The following is a 23,448-nucleotide window of genomic DNA, read 5'->3' as shown; positions in this document are numbered from 1 at the left end:
AAACAAAAAAAAGGTTAATTGCCAACCAGTCTGGTTAATAATTAACCCTTTTTTATCTCTATTCTATCCATTCAATACACGTTTTAGTCATCATCCATTGGTGTTAGTGTTGCTAAACGTTCAGATTGAAACTGAGCTTTTAATTCTTGTTTGCTCTTCATGGTAATTTGCCCATTAGTTCCCACTGTCATATGCTCAGGTGTATGGTTATTTTTCGCCTGCCATAATAAAACAATCTGCATGCAATGTTCTTTTTGCTCATCAGTCAATGTAACGCCATCAGGCCATTTACCTAGTTCAACTGCGGTTGAAATACGTTGGTAAATTTCAGGGGTTACCATCGAAATAAGTTCATTAACTTCCATTGATTGCTCCATAAGCTAAATAATCTCTTGAAATGGCTGAATCGTTTTTTCCATTGTTGTTATTTTGTTAATTTAACTGGATTAACCGACTTGTTTTTCGCCTGTTTCACTATTCGTAAATGAAAGAGATGCTGAATTAACACAATAACGCTCCCCTGTAGGGGCTGGGCCATCATTAAAAACATGGCCTAAATGTGCATCACATTGCTGGCAACGTATTTCAGTTCTTTTCATATTATGAGAAAAATCATCAATATAGCGAATTACATTATCACTAACGGGTTGGTAAAAGCTAGGCCAACCACACCCTGCATCAAATTTCGTCTCTGAATAAAACAAAGGAGCCGAACAACATAAACAGTGATAAATCCCTGTTTGACGATTGTGTAATAATTTACCACTAAACGGAGGTTCTGTGCCTTGCTGTTGCGTCACATAACGTTGCATTTCGTTGAGTGTTGATAAATCAAGGTGATTGTTATTGCTTGAAATATTCACTTTCTTTTCATTATCTGCCATATCGACCTCTTGCCCAGAAAAATGCTTTTTAAAACAACAGTGAATAATAACAAAGATTTAACAACAAATCTGAAAAATATAGTCTAAAATCATCAAGAGTAATCTTTAGTTTTTGAAATGTGATGAATTTCACATAACGGAGCAAAGGTAACTTCATTTATCGGCGTTGATCCCGATAATACACAGCGTAACATTTGGCTAAAACGACCAATCCTTAAGCGAAAAGTGTTTTTTTAATTGATTTTTTGCAATTATTGACACGATTCCGCTTGACGATTGGCGCGGTTTTGGTAACTTTAGAAGCAACTTTTTAATTCACTAAATTAAAGCTGGTGGAATACATATGACTATCAAAGTAGGTATTAATGGTTTTGGTCGTATCGGCCGCATCGTTTTCCGTGCTGCTCAAGAACGTTCAGATATCGAAATCGTAGGTATTAACGATCTGTTAGACGCAGACTACATGGCATACATGCTGAAATACGATTCAACTCATGGCCGTTTCAACGGTACTGTTGAAGTAAAAGATGGCCACCTCGTTGTTAATGGTAAAACCATCCGCGTAACTTCAGAAAGAGATCCAGCAAATCTGAAATGGAACGAAGTCGGTGCTGACGTTGTTGCAGAAGCAACTGGTCTGTTCTTAACTGACGAAACTGCTCGTAAACACATCCAAGCTGGCGCGAAAAAAGTTGTTCTGACTGGTCCTTCAAAAGACAGCACTCCAATGTTCGTAATGGGCGTAAACCATAAATCATACGCAGGCCAAGATATCGTTTCTAACGCATCTTGTACTACTAACTGCTTAGCGCCTTTAGCTAAAGTTATCAACGACAACTTCGGTATCGTTGAAGGTCTGATGACTACTGTTCACGCTACAACTGCAACTCAACGTACTGTTGATGGTCCATCTGCAAAAGACTGGCGTGGTGGTCGTGGTGCTTCTCAGAACATCATCCCATCATCAACTGGTGCTGCTAAGGCTGTAGGTAAAGTTATCCCTGAACTGAACGGCAAACTGACTGGTATGTCTTTCCGTGTTCCTACTCCTAACGTTTCTGTTGTTGACCTGACTGCACGTCTGGAAAAACCAGCAACTTACGCTCAAATCTGTGACGCTATCAAAGCTGCAGCTGAAGGCGAACTGAAAGGCGTTCTGGGTTACACTGAAGATGCAGTTGTTTCAACTGACTTCAACGGCGAAGTTCTGACTTCAGTATTTGATGCTAAAGCAGGTATCGCTCTGAATGACAACTTTGTTAAATTAGTTGCTTGGTACGATAACGAAGTTGGTTATTCAAACAAAGTTCTGGATCTGATTTCTCATATCTCTAAATAATTAGAGTTTAGAAAGTCACGATTTCTTTTAGAGCCACCTTTTCGGTGGCTCTTTTATTTTTTAGCCAGTCAGTTTATTGTATTGAAATAGTCAGTGACATAAGGTCATAAGATAATGAATGAGAAAATTTTTTCTTTGCCGATTATTGAACAGATATCACCTTACTTAAGTCGTCGGCAATTAGGCGAACTTCCTATCCTTGTTATTTCACATCCTAAAGTACGCGCAGCTATCAGCCTTCAAGGCGCACATTTAATTGCTTGGCAACCTGCACAAGAACATCCTGTATTTTGGGTAAGTGAAGCCTCTCTCTTCACTCCAGGTGTAGCCATTCGTGGTGGTATCCCTATTTGCTGGCCTTGGTTTGCTTCAGCAGGTACACCAAGTCATGGATTTGCACGTATTCTTCCTTGGGAATTTAGTGCTCATACAGAACAAGATGATGGTGTCCTCATCACCATGACATTAAAAGAGAGTCAACAAACGCAAAAATATTGGCCTCATCCCTTTACTGTTATTGCTCGTTTTAAATTAGGAGCAACCTGTGAGGTTGAATTAGAATCTTATGGTGATTATGAAGCGACAGCTGCTCTTCACTCTTATTTTAATGTGAGTGATATCGATAATGTCTCTGTAACCGGCCTAGGAGGCCACTACATTGACACAGTGGCAGATAAAGAGGTTTACACTGATGAAACCTCATTACGCTTTAATGGACGCACTGACAGGCTTTATACGGAGCCTGATGATTTTAATCTCATTCATGATGATGGTTGGGATCGCACAATTGAAGTTCATCATTATCACCATAGTGATGTCGTGTGTTGGAACCCCGGCGCAGAGCTTGCAAGTTCAATGAAAGATATGAGTTCTGGTGGTTATCGTAAAATGGCTTGTGTAGAAACCGCACGTATCCACCAGCCATTAAAACCAGATAACGTTCATCCCGGCCGTTTATCTTTGGTAGTCCGTGTTCGTAAGAATATTGCTGAAAAATAAAGTATTGCTGGCATCTTACACAATAAAAAAGCTTCGAATTTAAATCGAAGCTTTTTTATCATCATTAATCTCACTAAATTCTAACCAAATTTCTGCTAATTAGAATGTGTAAGTCACACCTGTCCACACAATCGCAGTAACAGATTTATTCACCATTGGGCTGTCTTTCACTTCACTTGGTAAATGGTCAACACGGCCCATTGCAAAGAAATTCCATTTTTCAGCAAATTTATAATTAGCGGAGATTTCAACATAAGGTCTCCAGCTATCATTTGGCGTATATTCTGCTAAACCACTGCGTTGTGATTCTGCATGACTAATTCCATAAGCATAACGGTTTTGCTTTTTATTTTCCCAAACAACACCAGCACCCGGTTGTAAAGACCAGTTACCGAATTCGAAAGGATATAAATAAGCAGCATCAGCGATAATACCGTTACTTTTTCCTAACATATCACCCGATACGATTGCTCTTAAGCTACCCCATGATTCGTGGTGTTTATAAGTAAAGCCACCCATCATGGTGTCACGACGACGATTCAGTTTTTTCATTTGCTCATCGTCACTATCACTTGGTTTATAAGCCTGAGGATAATAGTGCAAATCAACAGAAAGTTGATCTTTAGGTGTATTCCACAGGTAATATCCCGCAGCTAACGTTGCGAAATAAAAGTTTTCTGACTGGTAGTTAACTTGTGGTACTGGTAATAAATAATCTTTTGATTTAGCCCCTTTATAAGGAGTGACTTGCGCTAAGACTGAACCACCTATTGACCATTCGCCAGCAAATGCTACTGGTGTACTAAGCCCTGCGATAACGGCTAAAGAAATGATAATCTTCTTATTACTCACGATGATTTTCCATATTGTCATTAATAAAGTAGCAACCAAAAACCTATTTCAGTCACAAATAACTAAAACTGGTATTATTTTACCTATATCATTTTAGTTATGCATTAAATGTGTAGCAATCAGCGCTTGCCCTAATGCAATACCACCGTCTCCAGCTGGTAACATCATAGGGGCAATTACTTTTTTATTGTTTAACTTTTTCTTAAACAGATGTTTGAGTAATGTATTATTTAACACACCACCCGTCAGTACAATGGTGTCAATCTGGTATTTATCTGCATATTGCAATGCAATATCGCCTAAACCTTCAGCTAATAGATAATGAAATAACCATGCTTTTTCACTGACATTCAGCGCTACACTTTCCCAAAGAGACCAAAAAACCGACAAATCAAGCACACTATTTTTTACCGGCATTAGATGCCCATATTGCTTAATTATTTCTGCCTGTTTTTCTTGATGGCACGCTAATGCTGCTGTTTGTAGATAGCAAGCCGCTTCACCTTCCCAACTTATCTCTTTAGGGGCTAATCCTAATGATGCTGAAACCGCATCAAAAAAACGTCCACAAGAAGAGGCTTTAGGTGAATTTAAGCCACGCTCTACAGCCTTACTTAATATCTGCAAATCATTGCTAGGCACCATTTGGGCGATTACACTACCTTGCCAATCTTCAGAAAAAGTAGCTAAATGTGCGAACCAGTTTCGCCAAGGTTGAATAGAGGCAAGATTACCTCCTGGCATCGCAACAGCAGGAAGCCCACCAATCCGCTCTGATTTTTGATAGTCCACCAGCAGACACTCCCCTCCCCATAACGTGCCATCTTGTCCAAAGCCTAATCCATCAAGCGCAATACCAATGACAGCACCTTGTTGGTGTGTATGACCATGTTCAGCTAGACAAGAAACAATATGCGCATGATGGTGAAAAACTTCAATAAGAGGAATATTTTGCTCTTGAGCAAATTGTTTACCCAGTTGATGACTAATGTAGTTAGGATGTGCATCTACCACAATCGCTTTAGGCGTAAAACGATAAATTTGCTGAAAGAGAGCCAACGATTTTATCAACTGCTGTCGCACACTTAAATCATCAAGATCCCCTAAATGAGGCCCCATAATGGCTTGATGTTGGCGTAATAGGCAAAATACATTTTTGAGATCACCCCCCATCGCGAGTACTGAGGGTTGTTCTCCAAAATCTTCAGGTAATGAAATCGCATCTGGGACATAACCTCGAGATCGTCTGATCATCACACTCTTTTTACCCTCAATGCGAACAAGTGAATCATCAGCTCTTTGTATGATCTCTCTATTGTGCATTAAGAATAAATCTGCAATATCTTTCAATTGCATTAAGGCATCTTCGTTACTTAATGCCGGCGTATGACCTGACGTATTGCCTGATGTCATAACAAGTGGAATATTTGTGCCATGCGCTAATAGATGTTGCAATGGATTGGCTGGCAACATAACACCAATTTCAGTTAATCCTGGCGCAATAAGCTCCGCAAGTTTAGGTGCAACTGTTTTGGGGATTAATACAATTGGGGCAGCAGTGCTTTGCAACGCTTGGATAGCAGTTGAAAGAAAATCTGGTTCTTGCTTATCTGCTTTAATTTGATCAATTCCTGTGAGCATCACAGCGAGAGGCTTCGCAGGTCGATATTTGCGCTCTCGTAATAATGCAACACTCTCATTATTGCGTGCATCACATACTAAATGAAAACCACCAATACCTTTAACGGCAATAATCTTTCCAGCAAGTAATGCTTCACAAGTTTGAGTTAATGCGAGCTCTTTTGTTGCTAGCTCTTTACTCTGATTATCTTCAAGCCAGATATGGGGTCCACAGACAGGACATGCATTAGGCTGAGCATGAAACCGTCTATCTGCGGGATCTTCATATTCATGTTTACATTCAGGACAGAATGGAAACTCAGACATTGAAGTAAAAGGCCTATCGTAAGGCATTTTTTTTATGATAGTAAAACGAGGGCCACAATGTGTGCAGTTGATAAAAGGATAATGATAACGACGATTTTGAGGATCAAACAATTCATTAATACAAGCTTGGCAAGTTGTTGCATCAGGAACAACTTGTGTATCCATTTCGCCACCACCACTTTTTACAATAATAAAGTCTGTGGGTAGCTGTTCCCATTGATAGGGCGATTCTTCTATTCGTTCAATGCGTGCTAGTGGGGGGCATTCTGCTTTTAATGCTTCGATAAAGAGCGCATTTTTAGGTGAAGGGGTTAAATGTACCAATACACCTAAACTATCATTACTTACTTGCCCTAATAAACCAAAACGATGGGCTAGTTGCCAAACAAATGGGCGAAATCCAACGCCTTGAACCTTTCCTTTCACACGCAATGCAATGCCGTTACTCATAGGATCACCAAATCAAAATAAATTTAAGCTTATTCTAGTTTAGTGATTATCAACAACTTTCATTTAGATCAGAAAAAGTGGAATTAGGTAGATTTATCATCACTTCAACAGTCACTCTTGGTGCAATTGCACACAATAATTCGTAACCAATAGTGCCACATGCCGTTGCGACATCATCAACAGGCAATTGCTCTCCCCATAATTCAACCGGACTACCGTAACTCACATCAGGAAAATCCGTTACATCAACGGTTAGCATATCCATAGAAATACGCCCGACCAATTGTGTTTTATGCCCATTAACAATAACGGGTGTACCGTCTGGCGCATGTCTTGGATAACCATCAGCATAACCACAGGCAACAACAGCGATCCGCATATCACGCTCAGCAGTATATCGGCTACCATAGCCTATTTGCTCACCTTTTTTGACTTGTTGAATAGCTAATATCTCACTATTAAATGTCATTACGGGTTGTAAATCGAAATCAGCAATATCTTGCCAAACACCTGAAGGCGAAACACCATATAAAATAATGCCCGGGCGCACCCAATCTTGATAAGTTTCAGGATCAAACAGTGTTGCGGCTGAATTTGCCAAACACCGAGGTAATTCATTTACCATTGCCTGATTAATAGCGGCCTTTTGTACATCCATATTCAATCCCGTATCTGCATTAGCAAAATGCGACATTTGAATAATAGAACCAATATTTTTGATACTTTTTGCACGAGCAATTGCTTGCTTATAAGTGTCAGGTCGGTAGCCTAGCCGATTCATTCCACTGTTAAGCTTAAGATAGATATTAATGGGCCTTTCTAATTGTGCATTTTCTATAGCATCAAATTGCCAATCAGAATGAATTGTTGTCGTTAAGGAATAACGTTCTAATAAATAAACATCTTCTGGCTTAAAAAAACCTTCCAGCAAAAGGATAGGCCCTACCCACCCCTGCTCTCTTAGCATGACAGCTTTGTCTAGCTCAATTAATGCAAAGCCATCGGTATGACTTAATGCAGGCCAAACACAGGATAATCCATGTCCATAAGCATCTGCTTTCACAACAGACCACACTTTGCTGCCCTTGACTCTCTCTTTAATAACAGACAGATTATGGCTTAATGCATCGAGGTTAATGGTTACTTTTGTGGGTCTGGACATGGTTTTTCCTCAATTAATAAGCTGCATCAAGTTTTTGCCCCGGTAAGAGCAATTTAGTATTAAAGCCATCGATATACCGAAACACAGATAAATCATCAGCAGCAATAGCAGGTTTGTTTCCTGAAATTAAATCAGCCAATAATTGGCCAGAGCCGCATGCCATTGTCCAACCTAATGTGCCGTGCCCTGTATTTAAAGATAAATTACGATAAGCCGTAGGCCCTACAATAGGCGTACCATCAGGCGTCATAGGTCTTAAACCCGTCCAAAATGTGGCTTTTTCAATATCACCGCCACCTTGATAGAGATCTTGTACAACCATTTTTAATGTTTCACAGCGCGATTTTAAAATGTCCAGATTAAAACCAACGACCTCCGCCATTCCACCGACACGAATTCGTTCATCAAAACGTGTTACTGCAATTTTATAGGTTTCATCTAAAATAGTGGATGTTGGTGCTCTTGATGCATCAATAATCGGCATCGTAAGTGAATAACCTTTAAGAGGATAAACTGGAATGGCGACTTTGTTTTTCAAAAACTCTGTTGAGTAAGAACCCATGGCAACAACATAGTGATCGGCTGTTAATAATCCATCATGGCATTGAACACCCGCTACTTTATCACCATCAAATAACAAATGTTTGATTTCTTTGTTAAATAGGAACGTAACACCGGCATCCTCTGCCATTTTAGCGAGTTTTTTCGTAAAAGTTTGGCAATCACCCGTTTCATCATTCGGTAAACGTAAACCACCTGTCAATTTGTGACTAACATGCTCAAGAGCTGGCTCTGCTAATTTTAATTGATCCGCAGTTAACAATTCATAAGCAACACCCTCTTGCTTTAATACAGCAATATCATTGGCTGCATTATCAAATTGCTTTTGATCGCGAAAAAGTTGCAGAGTGCCACCTTGACGCCCTTCATATTCAATACCAGTATCTTGGCGTAACTGGCGAATACAATCACGGCTATATTCAGCAATACGCACCATACGACTTTTATTCATGGTGTAATGTGACGCATCACAATTACGTAACATTTGCCACATCCAACGTAACTGGAAAAGTGAGCCATCAGGTTTAATTGCTAATGGTGCGTGCTTTTGGAACATCCATTTAACTGCTTTTAATGGAATACCTGGTGCTCCCCAAGGCGTTGCATACCCTGGAGATATCTGGCCTGCATTACCTGCACTAGTCTCTTCTGCTGCACTGCTTTGTCTATCAACAACAACGACTTCATGGCCTTGTTGCACAAGATACCACGCACTTGTTACACCAATAACGCCGCCACCTAAGATGATCACTTTCATGGCAAGACTCCAATAATTTACATTGATATAACATAAGAATAATATTCCATACACAAAAAGCCAATATAGAATAATCATCTAGACCAATAAAAAAGCAAATTTTAGAGTTGAGTCACATTTGATTGCTATTCGACAAGTAATTTTCAAAAATAATTATTGAATTAACGCATGAAATCAACAAGATATAATTATCACCATAAATTATAATAATATTGATTAGTAAATTATTTAAAATTGAAAAGAGTTTAAGATGTAAGAAGATAAAATTGAGATTTTATTAAAACCCAATAATAGACTTAATTTAAGATGATAAATCTTTAATTAACTCACTTTGGTTACTCTTTTTACTAAAAATAACCTATTTAAAGCATTGCCTAAAAAATGACACTTTTTCGCTTTTTAAAAGCATAAAAAAACCAGTATCACAAATTATATGAATACTGGTTTTTTCTATTGTGATAAAGCAACAATCGTAATTAGCGTTTTACTTCTTCTAGATCACTAGGTAGTGGTGACTGTAAACTTTGCCAGATAATACCACTGTCTTTACCATATTGGCGAACGCATTCCATGACATGCTCGACATCTTTTTGCTCACATAATGTAGCCAGTTTTTTATAGAATGCTAACGCGAGTTCTTTGGCTTGAATATTTGAGAAATAATAACGACCTACGCGCGTATAAAGCCCTTTTAAACCATTTAAGATAAGACCATAAATTGGATTACCTGACGCAAACGCTAATCCACGGAAAATGTTGTAATCCAGTTCACTAAACTCATCAGCGCTATTTTCAGTGGTAAGCTCATGGTTTAAAACTTCAATACATTTTTCAGGGCTATTTCTAAATGCTGTCCGTATAAAAATAGCTGAAATATTGGTTCTGACAGCCAATAAATTATCTATTAACTGTGGTACTCGATCATGATCAAGACGAGCAACTGTTTCAAGGATATTAAGGCCAGATGTTTCCCAGAAATTGTTTACCTTCGTTGGTTTTCCGTGTTGAATAGTTAACCAACCATCACGAGCAAGGCGTTGTAACACTTCTCTTAATGTGGTTCTTGTAACACCAATTAATTCAGAGAGCTCACGTTCCGCTGGAAGAATAGATCCAGGAGGAAAACGATTATTCCAGATGCTTTCAACAATATACTCTTCCGCAAAACCTGCGGGGCTTTGAGCCTTAATAACCATATTTTTATTTCTTCCGAAGCGATTTTTCTGCTAATAATGAAAAAGATAATATCAGAATGCGTAATTTTGATATAGCTCAACCATCATTAAATAGTGAATGGCATCATAAAACTTGATGTAGTTTTATCAATTTATTATTACTAATGCGCTTAATTTCACAGCGATTAGCGCGTACTATGGTTCAATTGCGTATCATTGCGCTTAAAATCTCTATTTGGAGGATGAGAAACCTAATGGATATGAGTATAAGACAAGCACTACTAAAGAACTTTATGGGAAATTCCCCAGATTGGTATAAGCTTGCTATTCTTATTTTTTTAATTATCAACCCACTGATTTTTTTCTTTGTTGACCCTTTTGTCGCCGGTTGGCTATTAGTTGTAGAATTTATTTTTACACTAGCTATGGCGCTAAAGTGTTACCCATTACAACCCGGAGGATTACTTGCCATTGAGGCTGTCATCATTGGTATGACTAGCCCAAAACAGATTGGTCATGAAATTGCCAACAACCTTGAAGTGATTTTGCTTCTTGTCTTTATGGTTGCAGGTATCTATTTTATGAAGCAATTATTGCTGTTTGCTTTTACTAAACTGCTGTTATCCATTCGTTCTAAACGAATGTTATCTATTGCCTTTTGCTTTGCAAGTGCCTTTTTATCTGCCTTTTTAGATGCTTTAACTGTAATCGCGGTTGTAATCAGTGTCTCTCTCGGTTTCTACTCTATTTATCATAATTTTGCCTCTAATCAATCAGGTGCAGAATTAAGTAATGATAGATTTATTGATACCGCAGAAAAAAAACAAACTTTAGAACAATTCCGTGCCTTTTTACGTAGCTTAATGATGCATGCCGGTATCGGTACTGCGTTAGGTGGCGTAATGACCATGGTAGGTGAACCACAAAACCTGATTATTGCAAAACATTTAGAATGGGATTTTGTGACCTTCTTCATCAGAATGTCACCTGTCACTATTCCTGTTTTCTTTGCTGGTCTTGCAGTGTGCTACTTAGTAGAACGCTTTAAGCTCTTTGGTTATGGCGCTGAATTGCCTGATTTAGTTCGTAAAGTTCTAACTGAATACGACAGAAAAAACAGTGAAAAACGTACATCTCAAGAAAAAGCTCAACTAATGATCCAAGCATTAATTGGTATTTGGTTGATTGTTGCTTTAGCGCTCCATTTAGCAGAAGTCGGTATTATCGGTTTATCTGTTATTATTCTTGCCACTGCATTTTGTGGGATCACAGAAGAACATGCTCTTGGTAAAGCATTTGAAGAAGCCTTACCTTTTACTGCATTATTGACCGTATTCTTCTCTATCGTTGCCGTTATTATTGACCAACAGTTATTTGGCCCTATTATTCAGTTTGTTCTTCAAGCTTCAGAATCCTCACAACTATCCCTTTTTTACCTCTTTAATGGTCTACTATCTGCTATTTCTGATAACGTGTTTGTAGGTACGGTTTATATCAGTGAAGCTTTAACCGCATTGCAAGATGGATTAATTAGCCAATCACAATATGAACATATTGGTGTTGCTATTAATACAGGTACAAACTTACCTTCTGTTGCGACCCCAAATGGTCAAGCTGCATTCCTGTTCTTATTAACATCAGCACTATCACCGCTCATCCGTTTATCATATGGCCGAATGGTAATAATGGCACTGCCATACACGATTGTAATGACATTACTTGGTTTACTGGCTGTTGAGTTTTGGCTTGTTCCTGCAACACATTGGTTCTATGAAATTGGTTTAGTTGCTATTCCATAACAATAGATCCACAGTTACACCACATTAATAGGACTTTTATTTGATGAAAGTCCTATTTTCTTCTTTAAAAGAAGCTTGAATGTAAATATTTGTGAAATAACAGGTTTCAACTTTTTTTGTGCTTGATTTTTGGGCAGAATATACACTTATTTTATTTAATATTTAAATGGATATTATTATGCTGACTTCTCTTCGTCACTGGTCACAAAGCCGTTTTTCATGGCTGTTGCTTGCATTAACAGCAATAGGTCTTGAAGGCGCTGCATTGTATTTTCAGTACGGAATGGAATTAATGCCTTGTGTAATGTGCGTCTATCAACGTATCGCGGTGTTGGGAATATTAGTTGCCGCATTGATTGGGGCGACTGCACCTAAAATGGCACTTATGCGAATGGCAGGTGGTTTCTTATGGATTTATTCTGCATACCGAGGAATTGAACTTTCTTGGGAGCATACACAACTTATTCTGAATCCATCACCTTTTGCAACCTGTGACTTTTTTGTCACTTTACCCTCTTGGTTTGCTCTGCAAGATTGGTTCCCTTCTGTATTCCAAGCAACTGGTGATTGCTCTGTCAGCCAATGGCAATTCTTAACTTTAGAAATGCCACAATGGATGCTTATTATTTTCTCAGCTTATTTTGTTGTAGGTTTATTAGTATTAATGAGCCAAATAACAAGTTCTTTTAAAACAAAAGAATAAAAAAGAAAATAGCCCTTAGCGATAAACTAAGGGCTATTTTAATAATAGAAAATTGATGATTAAACATTCAACCCAAAATAAGCTTTAACCAGGAATACAAACCCCATCAATTAAAGCTTGTTCACTACAACGCTTACCATTAGCAAATTGACACACAGGTGTCTGACCACCATGTAATTCATAGTTTAAAGAAGGCACGCCACCTGAAAAGACACAAGTTGCCTTGGCTGATTCATCTAAGGGAATATCAAGGCTGGTTGTCGGTATTGTTCGACTTTTACTAACCACTTGTGTAGATGAAGATTGTGTCTGCGCTGAATTACTGCATCCTGCAATAAAAGCAAAGCTAGTTAACATAAACAGATAACAAGCCGTTTTAAATTTCTTTTGCATCAAAGACACCTTAATTTCTTCCAGTTATTCCTATTAGTGTGAAGCACTTTTTGAAAGTAGATTTATAACTAAAACACCAGCAATAATTAAAGTCATACCAACAATGGCAGGTAAATCAAGTTTTTGTTGATAGAGAAACACCGCCGCAACAGAAACTAAAACTATCCCTAACCCACTCCATATTGCATAAGCAATACCTAATGGCATAACTCTTACCACTTGAGAAAGTGCCCAAAAAGAAAGACAGTAACCAATGACGACCACAATAGATGGATATAATCGGCTAAAACCATCAGAAGCTTTTAGCATTGTTGTCGCAATCACTTCCGATATAATTGCCAATATTAGGTAAGTTAATCCATTCATTTTTTCGTCTTAATCCTATACAAAGTCAATTTTGTGAATTCTATCACAAGCTATCCTCAAACAGTTCATGCAATCTAAGACTCAATCCGCTTATTTGAGGATTATTTAGATTTAGCACTAAGTACAATGACTTATTTTGAATGATTTCTATACCCTCATCTATCTAAATTAGGTACAATTTATAATTATTGTATAATTTAAATTTTCATCTTATAAAAATATTTTTATCTAAATTAAAAACCATGAATTTACAAACATCTTCTAATAATGTATTTAAAATAAAGCCTGAGATTACAAAAATACAGAACATCTTACTCAATCCCCATCTCTCCATCCCTGATTACCAACGCCCCTATAAATGGACAACACAGCATGTTGAACAATTTTTTATTGATTTATTTCATCATCAAGATAAGGAGGCTTGGCGAATTGGTACATTAGTAATTCATCGACATTGCTTAAATGAAAAAATAATAGACGATATTGTCGATGGACAGCAAAGAATTATTACTTTAATACTGATAATTAAAGCATTTATCTACGAACGATTAGAGACCAATTTATTCAATGACAACAATGAAATCGATAAAAAACTAAAAAAACAACTTTTAGAATTAGATAAAGTTATTTTTAATCCTATTTTTGATAATAAGATTTCTCAATACAATATTCAGATTAACTACCAACTTATTTGTCAACATATTAATCGTCCCACATTTGGTAAAGAACAAATTGTTTTTTTATTGAATAATTGTGAATTAGTTCAAGTAACTATTGATAATATCTCAGAAGCGTTCCAATTCTTTGATTCACAAAATGCTCGAGGACGAGATCTTGTTCCTCATGATCTTCTAAAGGCATTTCATTTACGTGAATTTAATACTGAGGATAGTGTGTTAAAAGAACATACCGTACATTTATGGGAAAATAGTAATAGTGAAACATTAAGTAACTTATTTGGAGAATACCTTTATCGAATAAAAAAATGGATAAATGGGGAATCTGCTCGTGAGTTTACTAAAAACGATATAGGCTTATTTAAAGGTGTTAATCTAGAAAAAAGCCATTCTTATCCCTGTGTTAAAGCTCTTCAAATGATACATCATGTTGTTGATGATTATAATGCTCACTACACAAGAAAAATTGATCACCAATCGATGATGTATCCATTTCAACTTGAACAAAAAATTATTAATGGTCGTCGTTTTTTTGAAATGATTAGCTATTATCAAATGCTATTACCTCATTTAAAAAGCACTTCAGTTATGGATAAAGTGCATCTTACAGAAAATGCTAAAAATATTTTAACCACGATTAACACTTATAATGCAAGACATCGTATTGGTGATAGTTATGTTCGAACGATGTTTAATTGCCTACTACTCTACTATTATGACAAATTCGGTATTGAACAAATTTCTGAGGCCATTGAAAAGATCTTTATATGGGCTTACAGCTTACGCTTAAATTATCAAGTATTACCATTAGCCAGTATGGATAATTATGTACTAAAAAAAAATCTTTTTAAATTATTGAGAAACTCAATTGAGCCCACAGATTTTTTACAATTTTACTTACCTATTGTAGAAAAAAATTATTCTAGTAAGACAAATTCTATTGAAGCGTTATTTAAGAAAATGAGGTATATGTCGTGAGCCAACCTATTTCTCTTTCTGTTAAAGATCTACTCCAACATGCTCATTACATGATCCCTATGTATCAGCGTAATTACTCTTGGGAAAAAGGCGAAATATCACAATTAATCAATGATATATTAGATTACCTACAACATAAAAATGCTAATTATTATCATATTGGTACTCTTGTTGTTTTTAAGCATGAACAACATAATAAAAAAGAAATCTATGAAGTTATTGATGGTCAACAACGTTTAACGACATTATCACTATTAATGATTTGGATACAAAAAGAATTAAAAAACAAAGGCTTTTACTTTTCACCTAATATTGAATTTGAGTGTCGAGAGAGTTCAAAAAACACCATTAATAGCCTTTTTAATTTAAAGAAAAATAGTGACGATTTAAAGGCAGGAAATATTTTTCCTATCAATAATGCTATTGTAAATGGTTATAAAATAATTAATGATTCTCTTATTAAAATCCTTAACGAGCGGAGTGTAAGTTTAGAAAAATTTACTGATTACCTCATCAACAAAGTACAAATTCTTCGGGTTGAAGTGCCTGCACAAACTGATTTAAATCACTATTTTGAAGTGATGAATAATCGAGGAGAACAATTAGAAAAACATGAAATTTTGAAAGCTAAGTTATTAAGTATCCTTGATAGAATAAAAAATGAAAAAGATAAAAAATATAGTAAATTAGCATTAGATCTAGTTTGGAATGCTTGTGCTGATATGAATAGTTACATTCAATCTGGTTTTGACTCTACGCAACGCCAACATATATTCGGTGAAAATTGGGATAATTTATTACCATCAGATATAAATTCATTTATTCAATCTTTAGAAAATGCATCGACTGATAATGAGAATAATGAAAAAATCGATACTAATGATAACACATCAAAAAAATTCAATTTAACTGAATTAATCCAATTACCTTTTATCAAAGAAAATAAACAAAACTCTCCTAATAGTGAAGGCTCTGAACGTTTCCATTCAGTTATTTCATTTCCGAACTTTCTAATCCATGTTCTTAATATTGTCACTAAAGATGAAAAAATTGCATTAGATGATAAACGACTTTTAGATTTTTTTGATCAATTTCTTTTGAAACCCTCGGAAATAAATTCAAGTGATGAAAATATCATCAATAATGTAAGAAATTTTATTTGGTCATTATTAAAATGTAAATATCTTTTTGACCAATGGATTATTAAACGAGAATATATTGAAAATAAAGATAGCTGGAGTTTAAAAACTTATCGTAAAAGTACTAGCAAAACGCATTATTATGCTAATACTCATGGTAAAGAAGATCACAATGATATGACCCATCATTCACTTATAATGATACTTTCTGCACTTCATGTGTCGACCCCTACACAAGCATATAAATATTGGCTCAATGGTGCATTAAATTGGCTTTATAATACCCATAAGGTACAAGGAGAGCTCTATTTAACTTATTTAGAAAAGATGACAAATAGATTCGTTTTTGATCTTTGGTTAGTACCTAGCACTCTCTCTTATCAAAAAATAATTTATTCTTCTGAAAGTGAAATAGAAAAGAACATTGATAAGAATAAAAAATATTTCAGCAACTTATGTGAAAACTTGCCCAATAAAGAAATCAAACATCTAGAAAACCGCTTATCTTATGGAAAAATAGCACATAATCTTATATTCAATTACTTAGATTATCTATTATGGAAAAAATATTATAGTAGCGATGACGCCATAAAAAAATTTGAATTTACATTTCGAAGTTCTGTTGAACACTATTACCCACAAACCCCTATGAATGGGTATGAAAAATGGGAAACAAATAAGCTAAATAGTTTCGGCAACTTATGTTTAATTAGTCATAGTAAAAACTCACGATTAAGTAATCTCATGTTTGAAGCAAAACAAAGTTATTATCATAACAATGATATTGACAGTATTAAACAATACTTAATGATGAAAGAAAAAGTTTGGAATTATGATAGCTTAGACTCACACTATAACGAAATGAAATCCACACTAATCTCATCGCTAGATATATAAATTTATTAATAAAAAAGGCATCTTTCATATTGAATAGATGCCTTTATATCGTGGAAATACTTATTTAGTGTTGATGAAGCTGATTTTTTTGACGAGGCTTTCCGCCCATGGAAACACGATAGCGATTAAAGATAAAACCACACCAAACCACAGCGATAACACTTAATATTGTTCCTGCATAGCCGATGTTTGTCATGCCGGCATGTAAGATAACTTGATTACCAATCAGTGCTCCAGCACCGATACCAATATTAAAAATACCCGAGTAAATGGACATGGCGATATCTGTTGCATCAGGGGCTAAATCAATCACTTTGACTTGCATTCCAAGACAAATGCACATAAAGCCGATGCCCCAAAATATAATCAGTGCAATAAATGTCATTAAACTTTGGCTACTCATCATTAATAAGCTTAAACAGAATGTCAGCAAAATTAAGGCAAAGAACAAGAATGATGTTGGCATTTTGGTACTATAACGACTAAATAAAATACTTCCCACAATACCTGCACCACCAAAAATAAGTAAAACCAAGGTGGCAAAGTTTTGATCTAAATTGGCAATATCAACAACAAAAGGCTCTATATAACTATAAGCGGTAAAGTGTGCAGTAACCGCGATTACGGTTAACAGAAAAATACCCATTAATGGTCCACGTTTTAATAACACGGGCACACTTTTTAATGATCCCGAATGCTCACTTGGTAATAAAGGTAAATAGCGCATTAATGCAAACATGGTAATTAAAGCTAAAACACCAATTCCCATAAATGTTGCACGCCATCCTAACCATTGTCCAACAACGCGACCTAAAGGCAAACCAAGTACAGTTGCTAATGCAGTTCCTGTCGCTAATAAACCTAATGCTTGAGCTCGTTTACCCGCAGGCGCGACTCTAATAGCCAGTGATGCAGTAATAGACCAGAATACGGCATGAGAAAACGCAACACCTATACGCCCTGCTATCAACGATTTAAAGTCCCATGCTATACCAGATAAAATATGACTTAAAATAAAGAGAATAAATAAAATAATAAGTAGCTTACGTCGCTCAATTTTGCTTGTCATTATCATTAAAGGCAAAGACATTAAAGCAACAACCCAAGCATATATTGTGATCATTAAACCTGTTTGAGCTGGAACCATGCCGAAGCTTTCAGAAATATCACTTAACAGTGCAACCGGAACAAATTCTGTTGTATTAAAAACGAAAGCTGCAAATGATAATATTATTACTCTGATCCACGCTGTTTGACGGCTAACTTCAGTTATATTTGATGCTGCTATATTCATAATTAATCGATGTTTTCTTAAATTATATTGATATATATGCCATGCTTTTTACAGAAGCTTTTGTCTGATTTACTTTTCTTACTTGAGTTAAAATGGATTTATTATATTGAAAATAAAAAAATAACATAAAGATAAAAATGCATTTTATTAGAAACAAAAAATAAACCAAATCATCACTAAATCTCATTGCTAAAGCGAATCAGCTATCAATTTTAGCATCTCATATCATGATTTTGAATCCCCTCCGCAACTTCTTTTTAACGTTAACATAATCTTCTAATAGAGAGATTATAGATATAAATGACCTATCACTATTTTAGGTTGAAGAGTAAAAATATGCTCTTTTCAAGAAAAATATATCGCATATTCATTGAATTAAGTTAAGAGATATTAATTTAATAGTCAGAAATAATCTTACTGTTGGACAAAAGATAAATAAAAATAGAAAGGATATTGAGATTACTGACTCAAGTCATTAATAACTTGAAGTGCCTGTTCGCAAGCAATATTTTTCGTAGATGATGTTGAACCATCGAAAGCATTTTTGACAGTCGAAATTTGTTCTTTTGCAGATCGTGGTAACGTTAAATTTCCATTAGAAAGTGCTTTTTCAACATCATTTAGCTTTTCAGCTAACTGCTGACAGCTTCCATTGTTATTTTTAGATTGATAAATAGCCATAAGCGTATCGCGTTTTGCATCTACGCTAGAAACAGTTTCACGTACGGTAGATGACGAACTTTCAATCACTTCGCGGCTTTCATTCCAAAACTCAGCAGTATTTTCTTTAATGACAGAAACAATTAAAATAGCAACAAGAATAGCCAGTATAATAGTCAGCGACAATATCCCCCCAGCAATAATAAGTATCTGTTTCATATTAAACTCCACATATAAATTATTTCTATTTTAATATTTCTTTTTTAATATATATAGTCAAAATAAATTGGGTTCAATCTGGATTACGATTCTTTTTATTTTTTACATTTTATTACGGAGGTATACAGTTCTATTTATTCTTATTTATAAAAGAAAACAAGCACCTAGTTTTACTTAGGTGCCATTAATTAATATATAAATTTTTCTTGATTAAATTATTTTTTAGAACAACATGCAATATAATTTAAAACATGTCGATTCTCTCTAAAAAAACGGAACATTGATAAGAATCGTGATCTATTTCTCTTTTTTATCACCCCATTCTTAATTATTTTTGCAGTCCTAAATAATCCTTCATCACGAATGAAACCAATAGGTGACATTAAACTCATATTACCTGATTTTATTTTTACTTCTGAAAAACCAACATTAATAAATAAGTCGTGCCACTCTTGCAGAAACATAGGTGCTACATTTGATTTCACTACATCGATTAAGTTGTTTCTATTAACCTCATCATTTTTCTTCATAATATCGTGGGTTAATAATAAGCCACCTGGTTTTAAAACGCGGTAATACTCTTTAACTAGTTTTGCTTTGGCTTTATCTGCATACATTGTCAGCATCGCTTCATTTATCACAATATCAAAAGTATTATCAGGAAAAGGCAAAGATAACGCATTGGCTTTTGTTAATTGGATCAAATGTGATAATTGAGCACTATCGACATTTTTTTTCGCATGAGACAAAGCATTATCATCCATATCGATAGCAATGATATGACAACCGTATTTCTTGGCAATCTCGATCGAAGTTGTCGCCATATTGCAAGCAATCTCAAGAACATGGCTTGATGATGTAAAATGTGCATTATTAATTAACCAATCAGATGCCTCTACACCGCCCGGTCTTAAACGTGTTTTCCCTAAACTCGCTAAAAAGGTATGCCCTGCTTTTGATGGTTCTTGAGACATAGATTGCGTTGTAATTTGATTATCCATATAGCCACCTTAAAGTTGCATTATTAATACAACTTTATAGCAAAATAGCTTTAATGGGAATAGTTATCATTAATTTTCTTTTTTTATAAAGAAATTCCGAGCCTGCAAAGAGGTATAAATTAGATATTGATATATAACCAATTGAAATAAAATATGTTAAAAGACTATTTTTGTAATTACGTCATTAAAGGTAAAGAATATTAAACTTTGAATAACAACATTGACCTTCCCCTAGGGGGAATCTTTAGAGTGATAACAATTTCACGATAAATTAAAGGAAACTGTTATGAAAAAGATTTTACCTGCTGCGGTTATTTTAATGAGTGCTATCTCTTTTGGTGCAATGGCAAATAATACACATATGACCATGAATATGGATACACCTCATAACAGCTCACCAATGCAAAAGGAACTCAATGATTCCATGAATAAAATGCATGCTGATATGGCAAAAGGAATGAATACTGATAATGCAGATGTTGCTTTTGCTGATGGCATGATAGCCCACCATTTAGGCGCTATTGATATGGCTAAAATTGAGTTGAAATATGGTACTGATCCTGAAATGCGTAAACTAGCTCAAGCTATTATTGATGCGCAAGGCCCTGAAATAGAACAAATGCAAAAATGGTTAGAAAAAAATAGAACCGATAAATAATAAATTTATAAGGCTGTGATTTATTAGGCGCAGCCTGTCTTTTTTTTAATGTTTACCTTCCAAATTTCTTATTAAAGATAAATCAAATAATTTTCTAATATTCATCTCATACATTATAATTTTATAACTATCGCAACATTAATCGCTTTATCCCGTATGGAGCCCATATGAATAAATTAGAAAACATGGCGTCATTAACTCAAAAGCTAGCCATGCAAATTAAAAAATGGACTCACAATACTAATCAATTTGAAACTCAAATTCCGGGATTAACACTAACACACTGGACTTCTCCTACACCAATTACCAGCCATACTCATAAATCAGGGATCTGTTTAATTGCCCAGGGCGAAAAGAGAGTGATCTTAGGAGAAGAAAGCTTTATTTACGATGCCAACCATTTTTTAATTTCTTCAATAGAACTCCCTGTTATGGCAAATATTATGAGAGCCAGCGACGAGAAACCGTTTTTAGGGCTAGTTATGGAGTTAGATCTGCAACAAATATCACAACTTATCGTTGATAGTGAATTAACATTTAGCTCAGATTCGAATACCCCAAAAGGCATTGCTGTTGGTGAATTATCAGAACCTTTAGTCAATGCGTTTATTCGCTTACTCACTCTTCTTGATGAGCCTGATAGTATTAAAATCCTTGCTTCTGGTATAAAACGTGAAATTTTCTATCGTCTACTGATTACCGAGCAAGGTGAGCGATTGAATCAAATTGTCACAGCAGGTAGCCATAGTCATCAAATTGCTAAAGCGATTGATTGGCTAAAAAGTAATTATATAAAACCATTAAACATCAATGAATTGGCTTCATGTTCAGGAATGAGTAAATCTGCTTTTTATACTCATTTTAAAACAATGACATCAATGACTCCGCTTCAATTCCAAAAAAAATTACGACTCAGTGAAGCCCGTCGATTGATGTTAACTGAAAATCTAGGTGCAATAACAACCACTTTCCGAGTTGGTTATGAAAGCCCTTCTCAATTTAGTCGTGAATATAGTCGATTATTTGGATCACCTCCAGCAACCGATATTAAGATGCTCAAAGAATCTAACAATATTTGAATACAACCACTTTTTATAAGTCCAATCGTTTTATCTTTTTTACCTATTTATATTATTTATTATCACTCTTTTATCTTTTGGAAAATTAGGCAAGAGACTAAGAAGATCGGACATTCATATCTCAATGTAGAAGCGATAGCATCTCTATTAAACAAAAATAGACCAATATTTCTTGAAGTTAAAAGAACAAACTATACTTCAATGAGATAGCTATCAAATTAATATTGCAATAGGATATCAAAATGCAACTCGATTTTACTTACTACAACCCGACAACTATTCATTTTGGTAAGAACTCTCTTGCTAAATTAAATGATGAATTATCACATTATGGTGAAACCATCATGCTGATGTACGGTCGTAATGCAATCAAATCTAATGGCCTTTATGATGAAGTGATTGCAATACTCAAACATGCAGGAAAAAAAGTGGTTGAGTTATCAGGTGTGATGCCTAATCCAACTTATGCAAAAATGATGGAAGGCGCTCAATTAGTTCGTGAGCATAACGTCAGCTTAATTTTAGCCGTCGGTGGTGGCTCTGTTATTGATTGTGCAAAAGGCATTTCCATTTCAGCCTATTGTGAAGATGAAGATCCTTTTCAAAAATACTGGGTTGAATATCAAGATGTGACCAATAAAATTGTCCCTGTCGCATCAATTCTTACCATGGTAGGCACAGGCTCTGAAATGAATGGTGGCTCAGTCATTACCCATGAAGAGACTAAATATAAAATTGGACGTGTATTTCCTGCAAATGTATTCCCTAAATTTTCGATTTTAAATCCAGAATATACGTTTTCTGTTTCTCAGTATCAGATGGTAAGTGGTGTTTTTGACACGATGTCGCACTTGATGGAGCAATATTTTTCTGATCAAGGTGCAAACACAACAGATTACTTAATTGAAAGTTTATTAAAATCTTCGATTGATAATTTACGTATCGCACTTAAAAATCCAAGTGATTACGAAGCAAGAAGTAATCTTATGTGGAATGCAACACTTGCACTAAATACCCTCACAGGATTATCAAAAACACAAGATTGGCAAGTCCATATGATTGAGCATCAATTAGGGGCTTATACAGACTGTGCACATGGAATGGGACTTGCTGCAATTTCTCTACCTTATTATCGTTTTATCTATAAGTTTGGTATTGAGAAATTTGTACGATTTGCAACTCAAGTATGGGGAATTTCCGCAGAGGGAAAAACACAAGATCAAATTGCACTTGAAGGTATTGATGCACTAGAACATTTCACAAAAGAGTGCGGTATTGTGACTTCATTAGAAGACTTAGGTGCAACAAGAGAGATGCTTCCTGAGATTGCACAATCAACCACAATTATTGGTAGAGGCTATAAAAAGCTAACCACTAAAGATGTCCTCGATATTTTGGAAGCTTGTTTCTAATATTAAGCAGATATAAAAAAACGGACCTCATTGAGGTCCGTTTTTTA

At 35.4% G+C, this 23,448-nt stretch carries 21 protein-coding genes; 9 read left to right on the top strand and 12 right to left on the bottom strand.

From position 1 onward, the window contains the following. Positions 1-83 precede the first annotated feature (83 nt). Together GWJ01_RS15165 and msrB are read right to left on the bottom strand one after the other, a co-directional pair. Positions 84-365 carry a YeaC family protein gene (locus GWJ01_RS15165; protein ID WP_109393924.1) on the bottom strand — a complete coding sequence of 94 codons (282 nt, stop codon included), beginning with the start codon at positions 363-365 and terminating at the stop codon, positions 84-86. An 81-nt stretch (positions 366-446) separates the two neighbouring features. Continuing rightward, positions 447-884 carry a peptide-methionine (R)-S-oxide reductase MsrB gene (msrB, locus tag GWJ01_RS15160; RefSeq protein WP_161711261.1) on the bottom strand — a complete coding sequence of 146 codons (438 nt, stop codon included), beginning with the start codon at positions 882-884 and terminating at the stop codon, positions 447-449. Between the two features lie 343 nt (positions 885-1,227). Between msrB and gapA the strand changes: the two genes are divergently transcribed. After that, positions 1,228-2,223 (top strand): glyceraldehyde-3-phosphate dehydrogenase, encoded by a 996-nt coding sequence (gene gapA / locus GWJ01_RS15155; RefSeq protein WP_023581959.1) that lies wholly within the window; start codon positions 1,228-1,230, stop codon positions 2,221-2,223. A gap of 114 nt (positions 2,224-2,337) precedes the next feature. Beyond that, a complete protein-coding gene (locus GWJ01_RS15150) occupies positions 2,338-3,222 on the top strand; it encodes a D-hexose-6-phosphate mutarotase (protein WP_075673880.1) in 885 nt (294 codons plus the stop codon). A gap of 99 nt (positions 3,223-3,321) precedes the next feature. Here the strand turns inward: GWJ01_RS15150 and GWJ01_RS15145 are convergent, their stop codons facing one another. The 5 genes from GWJ01_RS15145 to fadR all read right to left on the bottom strand — a co-directional run bounded on the left by GWJ01_RS15145 (position 3,322) and on the right by fadR (position 10,147). Next, complete coding sequence (locus GWJ01_RS15145; protein ID WP_109393926.1) at positions 3,322-4,074, bottom strand: MipA/OmpV family protein; 753 nt, start codon at positions 4,072-4,074, stop codon at positions 3,322-3,324. Positions 4,075-4,167: 93 nt separating this feature from the next. Then, positions 4,168-6,471, bottom strand: coding sequence for a carbamoyltransferase HypF (hypF, locus tag GWJ01_RS15140; RefSeq protein WP_161711260.1), 2,304 nt, complete (start codon positions 6,469-6,471; stop codon positions 4,168-4,170). Between the two features lie 49 nt (positions 6,472-6,520). Beyond that, the gene (alr, locus tag GWJ01_RS15135; RefSeq protein ID WP_109401755.1) at positions 6,521-7,633 is read right to left on the bottom strand and encodes an alanine racemase; all 1,113 of its coding nucleotides are present in this window, start codon (positions 7,631-7,633) and stop codon (positions 6,521-6,523) included. Positions 7,634-7,646: 13 nt separating this feature from the next. Beyond that, the gene (locus GWJ01_RS15130; RefSeq protein ID WP_109393929.1) at positions 7,647-8,951 is read right to left on the bottom strand and encodes a D-amino acid dehydrogenase; all 1,305 of its coding nucleotides are present in this window, start codon (positions 8,949-8,951) and stop codon (positions 7,647-7,649) included. 476 nt (positions 8,952-9,427) lie between these two features. Then, positions 9,428-10,147, bottom strand: coding sequence for a fatty acid metabolism transcriptional regulator FadR (gene fadR / locus GWJ01_RS15125; protein WP_109393930.1), 720 nt, complete (start codon positions 10,145-10,147; stop codon positions 9,428-9,430). Between the two features lie 233 nt (positions 10,148-10,380). On the opposite strand from fadR, the gene nhaB reads away from it, so the two are divergent. Together nhaB and dsbB are read left to right on the top strand one after the other, a co-directional pair. Then, positions 10,381-11,925: a sodium/proton antiporter NhaB gene (nhaB, locus tag GWJ01_RS15120; RefSeq protein ID WP_109393931.1), complete on the top strand. Its 1,545-nt coding sequence runs from the start codon at positions 10,381-10,383 to the stop codon at positions 11,923-11,925. Positions 11,926-12,103: 178 nt separating this feature from the next. Then, positions 12,104-12,628 (top strand): disulfide bond formation protein DsbB, encoded by a 525-nt coding sequence (dsbB, locus tag GWJ01_RS15115; RefSeq protein ID WP_109393932.1) that lies wholly within the window; start codon positions 12,104-12,106, stop codon positions 12,626-12,628. A gap of 84 nt (positions 12,629-12,712) precedes the next feature. Here dsbB and GWJ01_RS15110 read toward each other — a convergent pair whose 3' ends face one another. Together GWJ01_RS15110 and GWJ01_RS15105 are read right to left on the bottom strand one after the other, a co-directional pair. Then, a complete protein-coding gene (locus GWJ01_RS15110; RefSeq protein ID WP_109393933.1) occupies positions 12,713-13,021 on the bottom strand; it encodes a putative hemolysin in 309 nt (102 codons plus the stop codon). A 33-nt stretch (positions 13,022-13,054) separates the two neighbouring features. Beyond that, positions 13,055-13,387, bottom strand: coding sequence for an SMR family transporter (locus GWJ01_RS15105; RefSeq protein WP_109393934.1), 333 nt, complete (start codon positions 13,385-13,387; stop codon positions 13,055-13,057). 242 nt (positions 13,388-13,629) lie between these two features. Between GWJ01_RS15105 and GWJ01_RS15100 the strand changes: the two genes are divergently transcribed. Beyond that, positions 13,630-15,042 (top strand): DUF262 domain-containing protein, encoded by a 1,413-nt coding sequence (locus GWJ01_RS15100; protein ID WP_109401794.1) that lies wholly within the window; start codon positions 13,630-13,632, stop codon positions 15,040-15,042. Next, positions 15,039-17,078 (top strand): GmrSD restriction endonuclease domain-containing protein, encoded by a 2,040-nt coding sequence (locus GWJ01_RS18980; RefSeq protein ID WP_161711259.1) that lies wholly within the window; start codon positions 15,039-15,041, stop codon positions 17,076-17,078. Before GWJ01_RS15100 ends, GWJ01_RS18980 begins: the two co-directional genes overlap by 4 nt. Positions 17,079-17,142: 64 nt before the next feature. On the opposite strand, the gene GWJ01_RS15090 is transcribed toward GWJ01_RS18980, so the two are convergent. The 3 genes from GWJ01_RS15090 to GWJ01_RS15080 all read right to left on the bottom strand — a co-directional run bounded on the left by GWJ01_RS15090 (position 17,143) and on the right by GWJ01_RS15080 (position 20,252). Further along, entirely contained in the window at positions 17,143-18,372 is a 1,230-nt protein-coding gene (locus GWJ01_RS15090; RefSeq protein ID WP_161711258.1) for a sugar transporter, read from the bottom strand. A gap of 459 nt (positions 18,373-18,831) precedes the next feature. Continuing rightward, on the bottom strand, positions 18,832-19,251 hold the full coding sequence (locus GWJ01_RS15085) for a hypothetical protein (protein ID WP_109393936.1): 420 nt from the start codon (positions 19,249-19,251) through the stop codon (positions 18,832-18,834). Positions 19,252-19,466: 215 nt separating this feature from the next. Then, positions 19,467-20,252, bottom strand: a complete 786-nt coding sequence (locus GWJ01_RS15080) for a class I SAM-dependent methyltransferase (protein ID WP_227003123.1) — start codon at positions 20,250-20,252, stop codon at positions 19,467-19,469. A gap of 286 nt (positions 20,253-20,538) precedes the next feature. Between GWJ01_RS15080 and copM the strand changes: the two genes are divergently transcribed. The 3 genes from copM (at position 20,539) to GWJ01_RS15065 (ending at position 23,401) form a co-directional block, all read left to right on the top strand. Beyond that, positions 20,539-20,910, top strand: a complete 372-nt coding sequence (copM, locus tag GWJ01_RS15075) for a CopM family metallochaperone (protein ID WP_109393937.1) — start codon at positions 20,539-20,541, stop codon at positions 20,908-20,910. Between the two features lie 167 nt (positions 20,911-21,077). After that, a complete protein-coding gene (locus GWJ01_RS15070) occupies positions 21,078-21,989 on the top strand; it encodes an AraC family transcriptional regulator (protein ID WP_161711257.1) in 912 nt (303 codons plus the stop codon). 242 nt (positions 21,990-22,231) lie between these two features. After that, positions 22,232-23,401, top strand: a complete 1,170-nt coding sequence (locus tag GWJ01_RS15065; protein ID WP_109401751.1) for an iron-containing alcohol dehydrogenase — start codon at positions 22,232-22,234, stop codon at positions 23,399-23,401. Positions 23,402-23,448: the final 47 nt, after the last annotated feature.

This window comes from Proteus sp. G2618 (assembly GCF_009915995.1).
Taxonomy (GTDB): domain Bacteria; phylum Pseudomonadota; class Gammaproteobacteria; order Enterobacterales; family Enterobacteriaceae; genus Proteus; species Proteus terrae.
Note: the sequence above shows the minus strand (reverse complement) of the source record. Positions and strands in the feature narration are given on the sequence as shown.